This is a genomic window from Aminobacter aganoensis (assembly GCF_014206975.1).
Classification (GTDB): Bacteria; Pseudomonadota; Alphaproteobacteria; order Rhizobiales; family Rhizobiaceae; genus Aminobacter; species Aminobacter aganoensis.
This window is the reverse complement of the sequence record NZ_JACHOU010000016.1, coordinates 36,398-51,905: the sequence shown is the minus strand read 5'-3', so window position 1 is coordinate 51,905 and position 15,508 is coordinate 36,398. Positions and strand designations below refer to the sequence as shown.

Sequence of the window (15,508 nt, the reverse complement as noted above, 5' to 3'; positions counted from 1 at the left end):
AAAGCCTTTTCCGACCAGATGAAAGTTGGAAAAAGGCCGCGGCCGCGGCTGGCTCAACACAATCCCGCTTGCTTGAGCACGCGATATGCCTGGAGCACATCCCTGAAGCGGTCCTCCGAACCGCGATCGCCGCCATTGGCGTCGGGATGGTGGCGTTTGACCAGTTCCTTGTAGCGCGCCTTGATGTCGGCGCCAGTGGCCTTCGAATCCAGCCCGAGCGTCTCCAGCGCCTTGGCCTCGAGGGGCTTGGCCTTGCGCTGCCGCGGCGCGCCGGTACCGCCGAACATGTTGTGCGGATCGCGCATGCGGTTGTAGTAGCCGGCTCGGCCCGAGCGCTGCTGGGCGAAATCGGGCGCCGAACGCGCCGACCCGTTGGAACCCATGGTCCAGGTCGGCCGGTGGCCCGTCATCGCCTCCTTCTGGAAGCGCGCGATCTCGCCATCGGCAAGGCCGGAGAAATAATTGAAGCCCTTGTTGTACTCGCGCACGTGGTCGAAGCAGAACTGGAAATACTCGCCTTCGCGCATGCGGCCGACCGGCGCCTTGTGCGTGCCGGGCTGCTTGCAGCCGTCCCACTGGCAGGCAGCAGCGCGCGACTTCACCTCCGCTTCCGGATCGGGCCGGACGCGGATCTTGTCGAAATATTTTGGGTACGGCTTCATCTGATCGTATTTACCGCCTCTTGGCGCGGCGAAACAAGAATTGACATTTCGAGGATGTTGGCCCTAACGCCTGATTTGCGGCCCAATTACGCCCGATGGCGCGGATGGCCGCAGCGACACATGTGGTGAAAGGCGAAACCGATGTCCATACAGGCGATGATCGAAGACAAGCTGAACAAGGCATTTTCTCCTGAACGGCTCGTCGTCCTCAATGAAAGCCACCTGCACGCCGGCCACCACCATGTCGACGGCGGGCACGAAGCGGTGTTCGACGGCTCCGGCGAGACGCATTTCCGCATCCGCATCGTCGCTCCCGGCTTCGCCGGCATGAGCCGCATCGACCGCCACCGCGCAGTCAACGACGCCCTCTCCGCCGAACTCAAGGCCGGCCTGCACGCGCTGGCGATCGAGCCGGCGGCACCTGGCGAAGCGACGCGCTGGTAGAAACTGCCCCTCGGGTGAAGCACGGCCCACGCCATGTCATCCGGCCGTCACATATATCCACTAGTCTGGATATATGGATGCAAGCGACACGATAGACGCGCTGGCCGCGCTGGCCCAACCGACAAGGCTGGAAGCCTTCCGCCAGCTTGCCGCCGCAGAACCCGACGGCATCGCCGCCGGCGACCTCGCGCGCCGGCTCGAGGTTCCCCAGAACACCATGTCGGCGCACCTCGCCATCCTGGCCCGCGCCGGCCTCGCCACAAGTGACCGTCGAGGCCGCTCGATCATCTACCGCGCCGACCTCCCTGCCCTGCGCCAGGTGCTGCTGTTCCTCCTCCAGGACTGCTGTGACGGCAGGCCGGAGATCTGCGCGCCATTGATTGCCGAATTGTCCCCCTGCTGCGCACCATCGGAGTGATGCCATGACCCACCGGCCCTTCAACGTGCTTTTCCTCTGCACCGGCAATAGCGCCCGCTCGATCCTCGCTGAGGGTATCCTGCGCAAGGATGGGGCACCTCATTTCAACGCCTTCTCCGCCGGCAGCCAGCCCAAGGGCAGCGTCAATCCCTTCGCCCTGAAAGTGCTCGAAAGCTACGGTTATCCGACCGACGGCTTCCGCTCGAAAACCTGGGACGAATTCGCGGTTGTGGATGCACCGGAGATGGATTTCATCTTCACCGTCTGCGACGACGCTGCGGGCGAAGCCTGCCCGGTCTGGCTCGGCCATCCCGCCAATGCGCATTGGGGCATCGAGGATCCGAGCCATGTCGAAGGCACCGACCTCGACAAGGAAGCGGCCTTCGTCACCGCCTTCAAATACATGCGCAACCGCATCAGGGCGTTCATCGCCCTGCCCATCGCCAGCCTCGACCGCATGGCGCTGACCGCGCATCTCCATGACATCGGCAAGATGGAAGGCGCGAGCACAAAGGCTGGCGATTCGGGCGAATGAGCACTTCGCTCCCGGGCCGACTCCTCGCCGAAGCATTGGGTACGGCATTGCTGCTGGCAACTGTCGTCGGCTCGGGCATCATGGCGGCACAGCTTGCGCAAGGAAATATCGCGCTCGCCCTGCTCTGCAACGCCTTGCCGACCGGTGCGATGCTGGTTGTGCTGATCACCATGTTTGGCGCAGTTTCCGGTGCGCATTTCAACCCGGCGGTCAGTTTCGTGATGGCGCTTGACCGACGGCTGGCGTGGTCGCTGCTCCTGCCCTACCTCGCTGCGCAAATGGGCGGCGCCATCCTTGGTATTTGGCTGGCACACGCGATGTTCGACCTGCCGCTGCTGCAGGTTTCGACCACCATCCGCACAGGCCCGGGCCAATGGCTCGGCGAAGCCGTAGCGACATTCGGCCTGGTGCTGGTCATTCTCGCCTGCGCTGCCCAGGCGCCTAAGACGACGCCCGCCGCCGTCGGCCTCTACATCTTCGCCGCCTACTGGTTCACCTCGTCGACGTCCTTCGCCAATCCTGTCGTAACGGTCGCGCGAGCACTGACCAACACTTTCGCCGGCATCGCGCCCGCCGATACCTCCGCCTTCATCGCGGCCCAAATGGCAGGGGCCATGCTCGGTCTGATCGCAGGAAGGATTTTGTGGCCGGGCGCTATTTCGACGGACGCGCTGCAGCCGTCTGCGGCTCCACCACCGCCGGCCTGATCCGGATCCGCGCCAGCCGGTTCTTGTCGCGCTTCATGACGATGAAGCGCTTGCCGTGGAAGGTGAACGCCTGCTTCTCCTCGGGAATCGACTGGGTCTCGTGAATGACGAGCCCGGCGATCGTCGTCGCTTCGTCGTCGGGAAGATGCCAGTCAAGCGCACGGTTGAGGTCGCGAATCGGTACGGTGCCGTCGACCACCACCGAACCGTCGGCCTCCTGCTTGACGCCCTGGACGTCGATGTCGTGCTCGTCGGCGATCTCGCCGACGATCTCCTCGATGATGTCTTCGAGCGTCACAAGCCCTTCGACCTCGCCGTATTCATCGACGACGATGGCGAAATGCGCCTTGCGGCGCAGGAAGGCGTTGAGCTGTTCCTGAAGCGTCGTCGTGTCGGGCACGAACCACGGCTTCGAGGCGACCTTCGGGACGTCGACCCTGGAGTAGTCGCCCTCGACGTCGTTGAGCGCCCGCAGCAGGTCCTTGGCGTGGACGACACCGACGATGTTGTCGAGCGACCCGCGCCACAGCGGCATGCGCGTATACGGGCTCTGCAATATCTCGCGCACCAGCGCCTCGGACGCGATGTCGGCATTGACCGAGCGCATGGCCGTGCGGTGGACCATGACGTCGGAGACTTCGAGTTCGTGCAGGTCGAGCAGGCCACCGACCTGGTCGCGGTCCTGCTTCACCACATGGCCTTCACGGTGGAATTCATCGACGGCGCCGCGCAGTTCGTCATGGGCGGAACGCTGCGGCGACAGTGCAATCAACTCATAACCCAGGGAAGCGAGCAGGCGATCGCGGAATGCCAGGACGGCAAGCATCAGCCCCCCGAGAATTGCCGCGACGATCCAGCCAGCGCTCATCCCGGGTGATTCTCCTTGAGAAAGGACACGACCTCGGATGCCGGCACGTCCTTGGCAATGAAGGACTGGCCGATGCCGCGGGTCAGGATGAAGGTCAGAGCGCCGCGCGACACCTTCTTGTCCTGGGTGATGTAGTTGAATAGCGCGTCCGCATCCGGCAGGCTGCCCGGAATGTCGGCCATGCGCCACGGCAGGCCCACGTCGCGCAAATGCGCCTCGACACGTGCCGCATCGTCGGGGCTTGCCAGGTTGAGGCGAGCCGAGAAGCGATGCGCCAGCGCCATGCCGATGGCAACGCCCTCGCCATGCACCAGCCGCGCACCGTCATAGGCGGTAGCGGCTTCGAGCGCGTGACCGAAGGTGTGGCCCAGATTGAGCAGCGCCCGGTCGCCGGTCTCGAACTCGTCGCGGGCGACGACATCGGCCTTGGCCCGGCAGGACTGGGCGATCGCCTCGATGCGAGCCGGACCGCCGGAAAAGACCTCCTGCCAATTATTTTCCAGCCAGGCGAAGAAGTCCGGCCGGTCGATGAGGCCATACTTGGCAACTTCGGCATAACCGGCGCGAAATTCGCGCAGCGGCAGCGTGTCGAGAGCCGCGGTGTCTGCCAGCACCAGCTTCGGTTGGTGGAAGACGCCGATCAGGTTTTTGCCGCGCGGGCTGTTGATGCCGGTCTTGCCGCCGACCGACGAATCGACCTGTGCCAGCAGCGAAGTCGGCACTTGCACGAAATTCATGCCACGGCGGACGATGCCCGCAGCGAAGCCGGTGAGGTCGCCGATGACGCCGCCGCCGAGCGCAATCACGGCATCGCCGCGTTCGAGACGGGCGGCGATGATTTGATCGACAACGGTTTCCAGCGAATCGAAGCTTTTGGTCTTTTCGCCCGCGGGCAGCTTGATCACGGCAGGCGGATTGCCAGCACCGGCAAGGCTTTCGACCAGCGCTTCGAGATGGGCGGCGGCGACGTTCTCGTCGGTGACGATGGCCGCGCGCGCCTTGGGCAGGCGTTTCTGGATCAGCTCCGCCCCGCGCGCGATCAGGCCCGGGCCGATCAGGATGTCATAGGCGCGGTCGCCAAGCCCGACTTCGACTGTGACGATGCCTGTCATTCGTGATCCTCCGAACCTTCCGATACGTGTATGCGGCCGGGCACGCCGAGATGGCTGCACAGCGCCTCGATCACCTCGCTGGCGATCGCTTCCTTGCGGTCGTCGCGCGTCGCAACCGTCAGGTCGGCAAGCCCATAGACGGGGTAGCGCTCGTCCATCAGCTTGGCGAGCACGGCGCGCGGATCGGCATTCTGCAGCAGCGGCCGGTTCTGCTTCTTGGAGACGCGCTCCATCAGCAGGTCGAGATCGGCCCTGAGCCAGACCGAGACGCCCTGCGCCGCAATGGCCGACCGCGTCTGCGCATTCATGAAGGCGCCGCCGCCAGTCGACAGCACCTGCGGGCCGCTTTCCAGGACCCGGCCGATGACGCGCTGTTCGAGCGCGCGAAACTCGGCCTCGCCATAGCGTTCGAACAGCTCGGGGATGGTCATCCGCGACACGCTTTCGATCTCGTGGTCGCTGTCGATGAAGCGGAGGCCGAGCACCTGGGAGACCTTGCGGCCGATGGCGGTCTTGCCCGCACCCATCAGGCCGACAAAGACGATCGAGCGCGCGCCGAGCCGTTCAAGCAGGGCCGCTGTCGAAGCGTCGGGAAATGGAGTCTGCACGTCGGGTGTCATGGCGTCCCTTTCGCCGGCGTATCGACATGAAAAGCCCCGTTGCGTCAAGCGCAGGGCACCAAACGCACCCTTGAATTGCAAGGAACGGCGTCCCATAAGGGCACAGGATAGGACAGACGGGCAAACACATCGATGCCGACACTTTTCCGGTTCCTTGTCACGCTCGCCGTTCTGGCGGGCATCGGCTACGGCGCGATGTTCGCGCTGGTGATGTTCGTCGAGCCCAAGAAGGCCGAGATCACCATCCGCATCCCGCCGGAAAAGCTCGCGCCGAAGCAATGAAAAGCGGCGCGCGCATCGAGGCCTTCCTCGAAATGATGAGCGCCGAGCGCGGTGCCGCCGACAACACGCTGGCCAGCTATCGCCGCGACCTCGAAGACGCCTCCGAACATCTCGGCGGCCGCCTCGCCGATGCGGATGCCGCCGGCATTCGCGGCTATCTCGACGACATCGCCAGCCGCGGCTTCGCCACCACCTCGCAGGCACGCAAGCTGTCGGCACTCAGGCAATTCTTCCGCTTCCTCTATGCCGAGGGGCTGCGCAGCGACGACCCCACCGGCATCCTCGACAGCCCGAAGAAGGAACGGCCGCTGCCCAAGACGATGAGCGAGGGCGAAACCGGACGATTGCTCGACCGCGCGGCAGCAGAAGCGCAAGCTCCCTCCGGCGATGAGATACCAGGCGCGACGCGGATGCATGCGCTGGTCGAAGTGCTCTATGCCACCGGCCTGCGTGTGTCCGAGCTCGTCAGCCTTCCGCTGACCGTGGCGCTGCGCGACGAACGTTTCTTTGTCGTCCGCGGCAAGGGCGACAAGGACCGCATGGTGCCGCTATCGCCCAAGGCACGCGAGGCGATGCGGCGCTGGCTGGTGAAGCGCAACAGCGATCCCAAACTGGCCGAAAGCCTGTTCCTGTTCCCTGCTGCGTCCGACAGCGGCCACCTCCCCCGCCAGGTTTTTGCTCGCGATCTCAAGGGACTGGCCGCACGCGCCGGCATCGCCTCGGCAAAAATATCGCCGCATGTGCTGCGCCACGCCTTCGCCAGCCACCTGCTGCAGAACGGCGCCGACCTGCGCGCCGTGCAGCAATTGCTCGGCCATTCCGACATTTCGACCACGCAAATCTACACGCATGTGCTCGAGGAAAGGCTGTTGAAACTGGTCAACGAACATCACCCGCTTGCCGATTAAGGTCCATATCGCTATGTGAGTGCCACGTTCCACTGGCGCGGCGCCGCAGTTTTCGTGCCCCGGTGCCTATTTTTTTCAGCGTGGTAGTCCGCTCGCCAATGTACAATTACCTCGATTTCGAAAAACCGGTCCAGGATCTCGAAGGCAAGATTCTCGAGCTCAAGAAGCTCGCCGAGAATGGAGAGGCCGTCGATGTCGGCGACGAGATCAAGCGGCTGGAGAAGCGTTCGCGCGACGCGCTGCGCGACGCCTACAAGGCGCTGACCCCGTGGCAGAAGGTCCAGGTCGCACGCCATCCCGACCGCCCGCATTGCCTCGACTACGTCAGGGCACTGTTCACCGACTTCACCACGCTGGCCGGCGACCGCAATTTCGGCGAGGATGCCGCCATGGTCGGCGGCTTCGCCCGCTTCCGCGGCGAACCGGTGCTGGTTCTGGGCCAGGAGAAGGGTTCCGACACCAAGAGCCGCCTCAAGCATAATTTCGGCTCGGTCCGCCCCGAGGGTTACCGCAAGGCCGTGCGCCTGATGGAAATGGCCGACCGCTTCAAGATTCCGGTCGTCATGCTTGTCGACACCGCGGGTGCCTATCCCGGCGTCGGCGCCGAAGAGCGCGGCCAGGCCGAAGCCATCGCACGCTCTACCTCCGCCTGCCTCGGCCTCAAGGTCCCGTCGATCGCGGTCGTCATCGGTGAAGGCGGCTCGGGCGGGGCGATTGCCATCGCCACCGCCAACCGCGTCTTCATGCTCGAACACGCGATCTATTCGGTGATCTCGCCGGAAGGCGCTGCCTCCATCCTGTGGCGCGACACGACGCGTTCCAAGGACGCGGCCACCAACATGAAGATCACGGCTCAGGACCTGCTCGGCCTCAAGATCATCGACCAGATCGTCGACGAACCGCTCGGCGGCGCACACCGCAATGCCGAGGCGGTGATTGCGGCCACCGGCGACCTGATCGCCAAGACGCTCAGCGAATTTGCCGGCTCGAACATCGATTTCCGCGAACACCGCCGCGAGAAATACCTGGCCATCGGCCGCAGCCTCTGATTGCGCACAATGTGGCCCGGAGCGGGCCACATCTCCGTTTCGCCACAAAATTGCCGCCTCGCCGAGTTCAATGAACTTGCCGTGATTTTGCGCGCGTGGGACGGGCCAGGAACTTGCGGTAAGGAATTTTCAAGGTTAACGACCCTAAGGTCGAAGCAGTATCAGGACGGGCCGGCCGGAGGCGTGAATGCGCCGTGGCCGCAAATGAGACGACATTAGCAACGATGATCGCCAATATCGCACGTGCCGGATTGCTTGTCGCCGCTCTCGCAGTGGCCGGCTGTTCGGAATCCTCCGTGACCGACTTCGTTCCCCAGCACGCCAACCGCCAGCTGTCGCCCAAGATCCTTGCCGAGATGAAGGCCAAGGGCATGAGCCGCAGTTCGCCTGTGCTGGCGCGCGTATTCAAGGAAGAGGGCAAGCTCGAAGTCTGGAAGCAGAAGACCAGCGGCCGCTACGACCTGATTGCCAGCTACGACATCTGCAAGATGTCCGGCAAGCTCGGCCCGAAATTCACCGAGGGCGATCGCCAGTCGCCGGAGGGCTTCTACACCGTGCGCCCGGGCCAGATGAACCCGAACTCCAGCTACCATCTGGCGTTCAACATCGGCTATCCCAACAGCTATGACCGCGCCAACGGGCGCACCGGCTCAAACCTGATGGTTCACGGCGCCTGTTCGTCGTCAGGCTGCTTCTCGATGACCGATGCTCAGATCGAGGAGATCTACGCCTTCGCACGCGACGCGTTCAAGGGCGGCCAGACCGAGTTCCAGGTCCAGTCCTTCCCGTTCCGGATGACCGCAGCCAACATGGCGCGATACCGCAACGATCCGAACTACCAGTTCTGGGCGATGCTCAAGGAAGGCTACGACCACTTCGAGATCACCAAGGTGCCGCCGAAGGTCGACGTCTGCGAAAAGCGCTACGTCTTCAACCGCATTCCCGAAGGTGCCGCCACCTTCAATCCGACGGGAGCCTGCCCTGCCTATACCCAGCCGCAGGCGCTGCAGACGGCCTACCAGTCCTACAAGACCAAATACGACAGCGCCTTTGCCGGCGCTGCCGGTGGCGAGGCCCCCAAGCCGACCATCGCCGGCATCAAGGAAGCCAATCTGGTTTCCGATTGGACCAAGCGCCGCGCCCGCGGCGAGCGCGTGACCATGGAACCGCCGGCCATGGCGCAGGACGGCACCGTCGTGCAGACGACCTCGCGCATGGGCCGCATCGATTCGGCCGAAGGACGCCGGATGGCGGCGCTCGACGCCGAGCGGGCTGCCAAACAGAAGGCCGCCGAGGAAAAGGCTGCCGCCGCTGCTGCCGCAAAGGCCGCCAAGGCTGCCGCGCAGCAGCAGGCCATTGCAGCGGCGGCCGCTCCGGCACCTGCCCCTGTGGCCGAAGCCCCAGCGCAGGCAGCCCAGGCAGCGCCCGCAGAAGAGGGCGGCGCTGCCAAGCTCAAGAAGCGGCTGCTCGGCATGTTCGGCAGCTGAGCGGGCGTGAGCGAAACAGCCGATATCTACGATCTCAGGGGGTTGAATTGCCCCCTGCCCGTGCTGAAGGCCAAGCGCCGCCTCGCCGACATGCCGACCGGCGGCCGACTGTGGGTCGAAACCACCGACCCGCTCGCCGTCATCGACATTCCCGCCTTCTGCCAGGACGCCGGCCACCGGCTGGTCGAGACCAAAGCCGTCGAAGGCGGCCACCGCTTCCTGATCGAACGGGCCGGCTGAAGCCTGGATTCTACGCGTCCTTCGAGGCTCCGACAGGGCGCAGCTACCGCCCGGCGATGGCCAATGGGTTGTTCTCCATCGCCTCGCGATCGGGCGTGTCGATCGTCGGCTTGTTGACGAAGGCGGCGAACAGCCGCTGGACGTAGTCCTGCGGCAGGTCGATGCCGATCAGCACCAGGCGGGTACCTCGAACCGCGTCGGGCCATGCCGGCAGGCGAGCCGGCGGATGCAACATCTTCTGCACACCATGGATGACCAGCGGCCGCGACGGGTCTTCGGCAAGCTCGACGATGCCCTTGATGCGCAGCAGCTTGTCGCCCTGGGTCGAGAGCAGCAGATCGAGGAACATCTCGACGGTCGAGAACGGCAAGGCGCCGGCATGGACCAGCGACAGCGAACCGACGCGGGCATCATGATGATGCGTGGCATGGTCGTGGCCGTGATGGTCGCCGGGACCGTGGTGATGGTGGTGGTCGTGCGCTGCCGCCTCGCCCAGCCAGCGGCGTACGTCGGCGGTCTTGGTCGCGGGATCGTAGAGGCCGCATTGCAGCAGCCGGGCAACCGCGGCCCCTTCCACTTCGCGCAATTCAGCCCCCGGATTGAGTCGGGTGAGCCTGGCCTTGAGGCTTTCGAGCCAGTCGGCGTCGTCGACGAGGTCGGACTTGGTGAGCACGATGCGGTCGGCGACCGCCACCTGCTTGACCGCCTCGACATGGGCGTCGAGGCTCGCCGAGCCGTTGACAGCGTCGACGACCGAAATGACGCCGTCGAGCCGGAAGGCATGGATCAGCGCCGGATGACCCATGATCGACTGCAGCACCGGCACCGGATCGGCAAGGCCGGTGGTCTCGATCACCACCCGCGCCAGGCGCTGGATGCGTCCGGTCTGCAGGCGGTCGACCAGATCGGCAAGCGTGTCGACCAGTTCGCCGCGCACGGTACAGCACAGGCACCCGTCGGATAACTCGATGACGCCGTCCGAAGCCTTTTCGACCAGCAGATGATCGATCGCGACATCGCCGAACTCGTTGATGATGACGGCGGTGTCGGTAAGTTCGGGATCCTTCAGCAGCCGGTTGAGTAGCGTCGTCTTGCCGGCGCCGAGAAAGCCGGTCAGCACCGATACGGGGATCGGAAACGCGGCCTGCGGGTTCACGAGCGGACCTGGGCGGCGCCAGAGACGAGCGGTGCGGCACCCACCGGCGCAGGCAGGTCGGGGCGCCATGTCGGCAGCGGCACGTCGGCATAGTCGACAAGGTCACGATCACCGAGCGCCTTGGGCTTCGGCCCGGTGGCGCCGCCCAGGCTGACGGTCACCCAGTTCCGTTGGCGCGTCATTTCCGGGATGATCGAGACTTTTTCGGGCGCAGCACCCGCTTCGGTCGGCACCGGGCCGTCGGAAGCGACGTGCTTGGACTTCTTGGAGCAGACCTCTTCGCGCATGTTGGTCGCAAGGTCGCGGTTGTCGCCATAAGGCGCCAGAGTGCCGACTGTCACCGAGCTGACGCCGGTGCGGCCAAAACCGCCCTGCAGCATCTTGGCGGCTTCCTCGGCGCGGTCGTCGGGCGACGTCGCGCCCAGGACGATCGCGGCGAGCGTCCTGCCGTCGCGGTTGGCCGAGGCGATCAGGTTGAACCCGGATTCGCAGACGAAGCCGGTCTTCATGCCGTCGGTGCCGGGAAAGCGCCCGACCAGCGGATTGAAATTCTTGAGCTTCGCCTTGCCGGCGACGATGCCTTCGATGTCGAAATAGGAGGCGTATTGCGGATATTCGAGGCGGATCGCCCTGACCAGGATCGCGAGGTCGCGCGCCGTCGTGTACTGGTCAGGGTCGTGCAGGCCGTTGGCATTGACCCAGTGGCTGCCCGACATGCCCAGGCGCTGCGCCTCGGCGTTCATGCGCGCGGCAAAGGCCTCGGTCGTGCCGCCGACATTCTCGCCGATGGCGGCGGCGACATCATTGGCCGACTTGACCATGATGATCTTCAGCGCGTTGTCGAGGGTCAGCACCGAGCCGGGCTTGTATCCCATCTTGGCCGGCGGGAAGGCCGCCGCCTTCTTGCTGATCCGGATCGGCGAATTAAGCGCCAGCTCGCCCGCCTGCACGGCGCGGAACGTCGTGTAGGCGGTCATCAGCTTGGTCAGCGACGCCGGATGCCAGCGCAGAAACGCATCCTGGTGCTCGATCACGGCGCCCGAATTGACGTCGAAGAGCATCGCTGGATTGGCAGCGGCCGGGGCTGCGCGGAGCGCGGTTGCGGCCGCAAGACCGAGGAGCATGCTTTTGACGAACTGCATCTTCATCATCAAATCCGAAATCGCCTCTTGCCGACCATAGCCGGCCGTCCATAAGATTTCCGTAAACCGGGATGACAACGCGCTGGCCGGTACCAAAGACCATGGCCACGGCGTCGCCGCAGCTGCTAAATAACGTATGTGACGCCAAGATGGCAGAGCTTGCGCGATCACAATTGCGAATCCGGACCTCTGGTCCAACAAACAGACAAACAGGAAGTCGAGACCAACATGCCGATCCTGAACCGAGCCGCCGAAATGCAGGAAGAGATCGCCGGCTGGCGCCGCCACCTGCACCAGAAGCCGGAGCTGAATTTCGACGTCTTCGAGACCGCCGACTTCGTCGTCGGCAAGCTCAGGGAGTTCGGCTGCGACGACATCGTCACCGGGCTCGGCAAGACCGGCGTCGTCGGCATCATCAAGGGCGGCCTCGGCAATGGCACCACGATCGGCCTGCGCGCCGACATGGACGCGCTGCCGATCGAGGAGATCACCGGCAAGCCCTATGCGTCGACCGTGCCCGGCAAGATGCATGCCTGCGGCCATGACGGCCACACTGCCATGCTTTTGGGCGCCGCCAAATACCTCGCCGAGACGCGCAATTTCGCCGGCTCGGTCGCCGTCATCTTCCAGCCCGCAGAAGAGGGCGGCGGCGGCGGCAACGAGATGGTCAAGGACGGCATGATGGAGCGCTTCGCGATCGAGAAGGTGTTCGGCATGCACAACATGCCGAGCCTGCCGGTCGGCCAGTTCGCCATCCGCCCGGGCGCGATCATGGCGGCCACCGCCGAATTCACCATCACCGTCACCGGCAAGGGCGGCCATGCCGCCATCCCGCACCGCGCCATCGACCCCATCGTCGCCGGCAGCCAGCTGGTCGCGGCGCTGCAGACGATCGCCTCGCGCGCGACCGACCCGGCCGAGGCGATCGTCGTTTCGGTGACCAAGTTCATTGCCGGCTCGGCCTACAACGTCATTCCCGAGCACGCCACGCTCGCCGGCACCGTGCGCACGCTGAAGAAGGAAGTGGCCAAGCTCGCCGAGGAGCGCATGAACGCGATCTGCCGCGGCGTGGCCGAAGCGACCGGCACCGAGATCAAGCTCGACTACGACGCCAACTACCCCGTCACCGTCAACCATCCCGAGGAGACGGTGTTTGCCGGCGACGTCGCCGCAAAGGTCGCCGGCGAGCCGCAGGTGCACCGGGCGATCCAGCCGCTGATGGGCGGCGAGGACTTCTCCTACATGCTCGAAGCCCGCCCCGGCGCCTTCATCTTCATCGGCAACGGCGACAGCGCCAACCTGCATCACCCCGCCTACGACTTCAACGACGAGGTCATCCCGCACGGCGTCAGCTACTGGGTGCGGCTGGCCGAAACGGCGCTCGCCGCCTAAGGAAAGTCACAAGCCAGCGGCAAGCACATTGGCCATTTTGCTGCTGGCGCCGATGTTCGGCAAAAACCGTTGGCGAATCCGCCGGAAGCCGCTATGTGTGCAGCCGAGTGGTCCCGTAGCTCAGTAGGATAGAGCGGCAGATTCCTAATCTGTAGGTCACAGGTTCGATTCCTGTCGGGATCACCACTCAATCCATTGAAATGGCTGGTCAAACTGCGCTTGAAGCCGAGCATCGGCAGCAGCGATCAGAGAGATCTCGGCAAAGGCCAGAATCCCGCCAGGCGTCTGCCAGCTCCGGCATCAATGCCTACCGACCGTTTCGCCGGCAGGAGACGATGGACAGAAAGCGGATCGGCAGCTTGGTCAGGCGATCAGGTCCATGAACATTCTCGGCATCGAAAGACAGGCTGTCCCCCGGAACCAGGTGGTAGAGGTCCGAGCCGTGCCGAAAGGTCATTTCTCCGTCCAGAAGATAGAGAAATTCCATCCCTGCATGGCGCAAAAGGGGAACCTTGTCAGTGGCCCTGGCCAGGGTGACGAGGTAAGGCTCCATGACGACGTCGTTGGAACCGTCTTCGATGTAGCCGAGCAGGTCGTGATGATGCCCGACACGGGTATCGCCATGCTCCATGTGCACACCCGTTCCCGATCTTACGAACAGCGCTTTCTGCTGAAAGTCCTCGAAGGGCCTCAACAATGAGGTGAGTGGAATGCCCAGCGCTTGAGACAGCGCCTGCAACGTCGACAGCGACGCGGATATGATCCCGTTCTCGATCTTGGACATCATGCCGAGCGACAGTCCCGCGGCGCGCGCGAGTTCCACCAGCGTCATGCCGAGTTTCGTGCGGTAGGCCCTGACCTCTCGTCCGATCGACGCCTCGAGATAATTTCCCGCCGAGTCTTGCCTAGCTTGCACGTCGCTCCACAAGGCCGGCGGCACACGGCGGCGCTCCCTCAGGTGAACGCACAGGTCGGAGGCTGTCCCTTTCACCTGATGCCTCCGATCGACACCGCTTTGACGTCGGCACCGGGAAGTTCGCCGCACGCTTCATTTGCGCGGCTTGCGCGCTCCATCTTTTGGCGGAGTTCGATCACCGGCGAACGCATCGGGACCTCTATATCCGACCAACGCAGCTTGCTTCCCTGCGCCACAGGCGACTTGAGGCGCACATTGCTGGCCAGGGCGACGGGCAGATATCCCATTTCGATGCTGTGTGCGGATGTCGTCAGCTTGCCCCAGACACAGAACCCGCCTTCCCCGTCGAGGACTTCTCCAACGGGCAGGTCGCGTTTTGCGACGGCGACCACGTCCGCGCGGAATCTTGTCGGTGCACCCGTGGGCTCATGGCGGATCGCCATGCTTGCAACCGATATGCCGAGTTCCAGGCCAATGAGGTGGAAGGGCTTGTACATGCAGGCAAAGCGCCCGCTGGCATCGGTGGTGAGCCCGTACTCGCTGAAGCAGCGCGCGACGTAGGCAGACGGCGCTTCGAACACGGTGAACACGCCCCATCTCAGATGGCGCGGCACCTCGCTTCCGTCGTCAAACATCGAGGAGACCACCTCCACACGCCCTGCTCCGCCACCCTCGCCAGCGATCGGCTTGAGCAGTTCCGCCAGATCTTCGACTCCACAGGCGGGAAACCGCAGCCCGTCGACCGGAGCATCCAGTCCGGTCGCATTCGCCACGGCCGCCATTTCCAAAGCCGACTTCGTCCCATCCAGGAACGAGTTGAACATCTTCGGATTGAGGCGGCCGAGCCGGGCTTGTTCCGGCGTCAGATTGTAGTGGTCCCAAACCGTCTCCGGCGTCGAGGCATGATAGTGCAGCCGATGCTTGGTGCCCTTGCCTGCAGCGACCACATTGAGCCCGGCAGTGCGCGCCCAGTCGACCATCTCGCAGATCAGGGCGGGCTGATCGCCATAGGCCAGCGAATAGATGACGCCCGCCCGTTCGGCCTCCCTGGCCAAGGCGGGCCCCACCAGGGCGTCGGCCTCGACATTGACCATCAGGACATGTTTCCGGAACCGAAAGCACTCCAGCGCGTGCATCGCGCCGGCGACCGGGTCGCCTGTTGCTTCGACGACGATGTCCACGAAGGGGCTGCTGATCAGGTCAAGGGGATCTTCGGTCACCCCAACGCGTTCTTCGCGAACGGCGTCCTCAATCCCGCGCCGGCAGATCATCTCCTTGGGATGGCCGGTGACGGTGATCGCAGCCTCGGCATTCGCCAGCGAGATGTCGGCAATCGCGACGAGCTGAAGACCGGGGGTGCGCAGGCATTGCGAGACGAACATCGAACCGAACTTGCCGGCGCCGACCAGGCCGATGCGAATGCTGCGCCCTTGCGTTTCGAGGGCGCGGAGCTTGGCGTGCAGGTTCATCGCGCTTCTCCGGATCATGGGCAGTCAGGGCGGGGGGTGGTGCGGTGCTGCAGGCAGATGACGTGTCTGTCGGCACCGGCAATTGCATCGGATGCCGGCAA

The 15,508-nt window shown here is 64.5% G+C and carries 18 protein-coding genes and 1 tRNA gene; 11 read left to right on the top strand and 8 right to left on the bottom strand.

Going from position 1 to position 15,508, the window contains the following annotated elements; genetic code table 11:
* Nucleotides 1-53: 53 nt before the first annotated feature.
* The gene (locus tag GGR00_RS22310) at nucleotides 54-662 is read right to left on the bottom strand and encodes a J domain-containing protein (RefSeq protein ID WP_184701232.1); all 609 of its coding nucleotides are present in this window, start codon (nucleotides 660-662) and stop codon (nucleotides 54-56) included.
* Between the two features lie 141 nt (nucleotides 663-803).
* Here GGR00_RS22310 and GGR00_RS22305 point away from each other — a divergent pair, with 141 nt between their 5' ends.
* The 4 genes from GGR00_RS22305 (at nucleotide 804) to GGR00_RS22290 (ending at nucleotide 2,766) form a co-directional block, all read left to right on the top strand.
* Entirely contained in the window at nucleotides 804-1,106 is a 303-nt protein-coding gene (locus tag GGR00_RS22305) for a BolA family protein (RefSeq protein ID WP_055973274.1), read from the top strand.
* 73 nt (nucleotides 1,107-1,179) lie between these two features.
* Entirely contained in the window at nucleotides 1,180-1,524 is a 345-nt protein-coding gene (locus GGR00_RS22300; protein ID WP_055973277.1) for an ArsR/SmtB family transcription factor, read from the top strand.
* Between the two features lie 4 nt (nucleotides 1,525-1,528).
* A complete protein-coding gene (locus tag GGR00_RS22295) occupies nucleotides 1,529-2,059 on the top strand; it encodes an arsenate reductase ArsC (RefSeq protein ID WP_055973280.1) in 531 nt (176 codons plus the stop codon).
* Nucleotides 2,056-2,766 (top strand): aquaporin, encoded by a 711-nt coding sequence (locus GGR00_RS22290; protein ID WP_055973282.1) that lies wholly within the window; start codon nucleotides 2,056-2,058, stop codon nucleotides 2,764-2,766. Before GGR00_RS22295 ends, GGR00_RS22290 begins: the two co-directional genes overlap by 4 nt.
* Here GGR00_RS22290 and GGR00_RS22285 read toward each other — a convergent pair.
* Genes GGR00_RS22285 through GGR00_RS22275 form a run of 3 tightly spaced genes read right to left on the bottom strand, consistent with a single transcriptional unit; the run spans nucleotide 2,714 to nucleotide 5,366 of the window.
* Nucleotides 2,714-3,634 carry an HlyC/CorC family transporter gene (locus GGR00_RS22285; RefSeq protein ID WP_055973285.1) on the bottom strand — a complete coding sequence of 307 codons (921 nt, stop codon included), beginning with the start codon at nucleotides 3,632-3,634 and terminating at the stop codon, nucleotides 2,714-2,716. The two genes, GGR00_RS22290 and GGR00_RS22285, sit on opposite strands and share 53 nt — an antisense overlap.
* Complete coding sequence (aroB, locus tag GGR00_RS22280; RefSeq protein ID WP_055973288.1) at nucleotides 3,631-4,746, bottom strand: 3-dehydroquinate synthase; 1,116 nt, start codon at nucleotides 4,744-4,746, stop codon at nucleotides 3,631-3,633. Before aroB ends, GGR00_RS22285 begins: the two co-directional genes overlap by 4 nt.
* Entirely contained in the window at nucleotides 4,743-5,366 is a 624-nt protein-coding gene (locus GGR00_RS22275) for a shikimate kinase (RefSeq protein WP_055973293.1), read from the bottom strand. The genes aroB and GGR00_RS22275 overlap by 4 nt, the downstream gene beginning before the upstream one ends.
* A gap of 132 nt (nucleotides 5,367-5,498) precedes the next feature.
* Here GGR00_RS22275 and GGR00_RS22270 point away from each other — a divergent pair, with 132 nt between their 5' ends.
* The 5 genes from GGR00_RS22270 to GGR00_RS22250 all read left to right on the top strand — a co-directional run bounded on the left by GGR00_RS22270 (nucleotide 5,499) and on the right by GGR00_RS22250 (nucleotide 9,332).
* Nucleotides 5,499-5,648: a hypothetical protein gene (locus tag GGR00_RS22270; protein ID WP_055973301.1), complete on the top strand. Its 150-nt coding sequence runs from the start codon at nucleotides 5,499-5,501 to the stop codon at nucleotides 5,646-5,648.
* Nucleotides 5,645-6,556 carry a site-specific tyrosine recombinase XerD gene (locus GGR00_RS22265; RefSeq protein WP_055973304.1) on the top strand — a complete coding sequence of 304 codons (912 nt, stop codon included), beginning with the start codon at nucleotides 5,645-5,647 and terminating at the stop codon, nucleotides 6,554-6,556. The genes GGR00_RS22270 and GGR00_RS22265 overlap by 4 nt, the downstream gene beginning before the upstream one ends.
* 98 nt (nucleotides 6,557-6,654) lie before the next feature.
* On the top strand, nucleotides 6,655-7,605 hold the full coding sequence (locus GGR00_RS22260; RefSeq protein ID WP_055973307.1) for an acetyl-CoA carboxylase carboxyltransferase subunit alpha: 951 nt from the start codon (nucleotides 6,655-6,657) through the stop codon (nucleotides 7,603-7,605).
* 224 nt (nucleotides 7,606-7,829) lie between these two features.
* Nucleotides 7,830-9,092 carry a L,D-transpeptidase family protein gene (locus GGR00_RS22255; protein ID WP_055973310.1) on the top strand — a complete coding sequence of 421 codons (1,263 nt, stop codon included), beginning with the start codon at nucleotides 7,830-7,832 and terminating at the stop codon, nucleotides 9,090-9,092.
* Nucleotides 9,093-9,098: 6 nt separating this feature from the next.
* The gene (locus tag GGR00_RS22250; protein ID WP_055973312.1) at nucleotides 9,099-9,332 is read left to right on the top strand and encodes a sulfurtransferase TusA family protein; all 234 of its coding nucleotides are present in this window, start codon (nucleotides 9,099-9,101) and stop codon (nucleotides 9,330-9,332) included.
* Nucleotides 9,333-9,375: 43 nt separating this feature from the next.
* On the opposite strand, the gene GGR00_RS22245 is transcribed toward GGR00_RS22250, so the two are convergent.
* The gene (locus GGR00_RS22245; RefSeq protein WP_343065613.1) at nucleotides 9,376-10,488 is read right to left on the bottom strand and encodes a CobW family GTP-binding protein; all 1,113 of its coding nucleotides are present in this window, start codon (nucleotides 10,486-10,488) and stop codon (nucleotides 9,376-9,378) included.
* Entirely contained in the window at nucleotides 10,485-11,639 is a 1,155-nt protein-coding gene (locus tag GGR00_RS22240; RefSeq protein WP_184701228.1) for a D-alanyl-D-alanine carboxypeptidase family protein, read from the bottom strand. The genes GGR00_RS22245 and GGR00_RS22240 overlap by 4 nt, the downstream gene beginning before the upstream one ends.
* Nucleotides 11,640-11,858: 219 nt before the next feature.
* Here GGR00_RS22240 and GGR00_RS22235 point away from each other — a divergent pair, with 219 nt between their 5' ends.
* Together GGR00_RS22235 and GGR00_RS22230 are read left to right on the top strand one after the other, a co-directional pair.
* A complete protein-coding gene (locus GGR00_RS22235) occupies nucleotides 11,859-13,022 on the top strand; it encodes a M20 aminoacylase family protein (RefSeq protein WP_184701227.1) in 1,164 nt (387 codons plus the stop codon).
* Between the two features lie 109 nt (nucleotides 13,023-13,131).
* Nucleotides 13,132-13,208: transfer RNA gene (locus GGR00_RS22230), tRNA-Arg, on the top strand.
* A 121-nt stretch (nucleotides 13,209-13,329) separates the two neighbouring features.
* On the opposite strand, the gene GGR00_RS22225 is transcribed toward GGR00_RS22230, so the two are convergent.
* Nucleotides 13,330-14,013: a helix-turn-helix domain-containing protein gene (locus GGR00_RS22225; RefSeq protein ID WP_184701225.1), complete on the bottom strand. Its 684-nt coding sequence runs from the start codon at nucleotides 14,011-14,013 to the stop codon at nucleotides 13,330-13,332.
* Nucleotides 14,010-15,407, bottom strand: a complete 1,398-nt coding sequence (locus tag GGR00_RS22220; protein WP_184701222.1) for an NAD(P)H-dependent oxidoreductase — start codon at nucleotides 15,405-15,407, stop codon at nucleotides 14,010-14,012. Before GGR00_RS22220 ends, GGR00_RS22225 begins: the two co-directional genes overlap by 4 nt.
* Nucleotides 15,408-15,508: the final 101 nt, after the last annotated feature.

Coding starts and splice junctions, on each gene's coding strand:
- GGR00_RS22310 (WP_184701232.1), bottom strand. CDS start 662: ATGAAGCCGTACCCAAAATATTTCGACAAGATCCGCGTCCGGCCCGAT.
- GGR00_RS22305 (WP_055973274.1), top strand. CDS start 804: ATGTCCATACAGGCGATGATCGAAGACAAGCTGAACAAGGCATTTTCT.
- GGR00_RS22290 (WP_055973282.1), top strand. CDS start 2,056: ATGAGCACTTCGCTCCCGGGCCGACTCCTCGCCGAAGCATTGGGTACG.
- GGR00_RS22260 (WP_055973307.1), top strand. CDS start 6,655: ATGTACAATTACCTCGATTTCGAAAAACCGGTCCAGGATCTCGAAGGC.
- GGR00_RS22300 (WP_055973277.1), top strand. CDS start 1,180: ATGGATGCAAGCGACACGATAGACGCGCTGGCCGCGCTGGCCCAACCG.
- GGR00_RS22235 (WP_184701227.1), top strand. CDS start 11,859: ATGCCGATCCTGAACCGAGCCGCCGAAATGCAGGAAGAGATCGCCGGC.
- GGR00_RS22295 (WP_055973280.1), top strand. CDS start 1,529: ATGACCCACCGGCCCTTCAACGTGCTTTTCCTCTGCACCGGCAATAGC.
- GGR00_RS22255 (WP_055973310.1), top strand. CDS start 7,830: ATGATCGCCAATATCGCACGTGCCGGATTGCTTGTCGCCGCTCTCGCA.
- GGR00_RS22240 (WP_184701228.1), bottom strand. CDS start 11,639: ATGATGAAGATGCAGTTCGTCAAAAGCATGCTCCTCGGTCTTGCGGCC.
- aroB (WP_055973288.1), bottom strand. CDS start 4,746: ATGACAGGCATCGTCACAGTCGAAGTCGGGCTTGGCGACCGCGCCTAT.
- GGR00_RS22275 (WP_055973293.1), bottom strand. CDS start 5,366: ATGACACCCGACGTGCAGACTCCATTTCCCGACGCTTCGACAGCGGCC.
- GGR00_RS22270 (WP_055973301.1), top strand. CDS start 5,499: ATGCCGACACTTTTCCGGTTCCTTGTCACGCTCGCCGTTCTGGCGGGC.
- GGR00_RS22265 (WP_055973304.1), top strand. CDS start 5,645: ATGAAAAGCGGCGCGCGCATCGAGGCCTTCCTCGAAATGATGAGCGCC.
- GGR00_RS22285 (WP_055973285.1), bottom strand. CDS start 3,634: ATGAGCGCTGGCTGGATCGTCGCGGCAATTCTCGGGGGGCTGATGCTT.
- GGR00_RS22220 (WP_184701222.1), bottom strand. CDS start 15,407: ATGAACCTGCACGCCAAGCTCCGCGCCCTCGAAACGCAAGGGCGCAGC.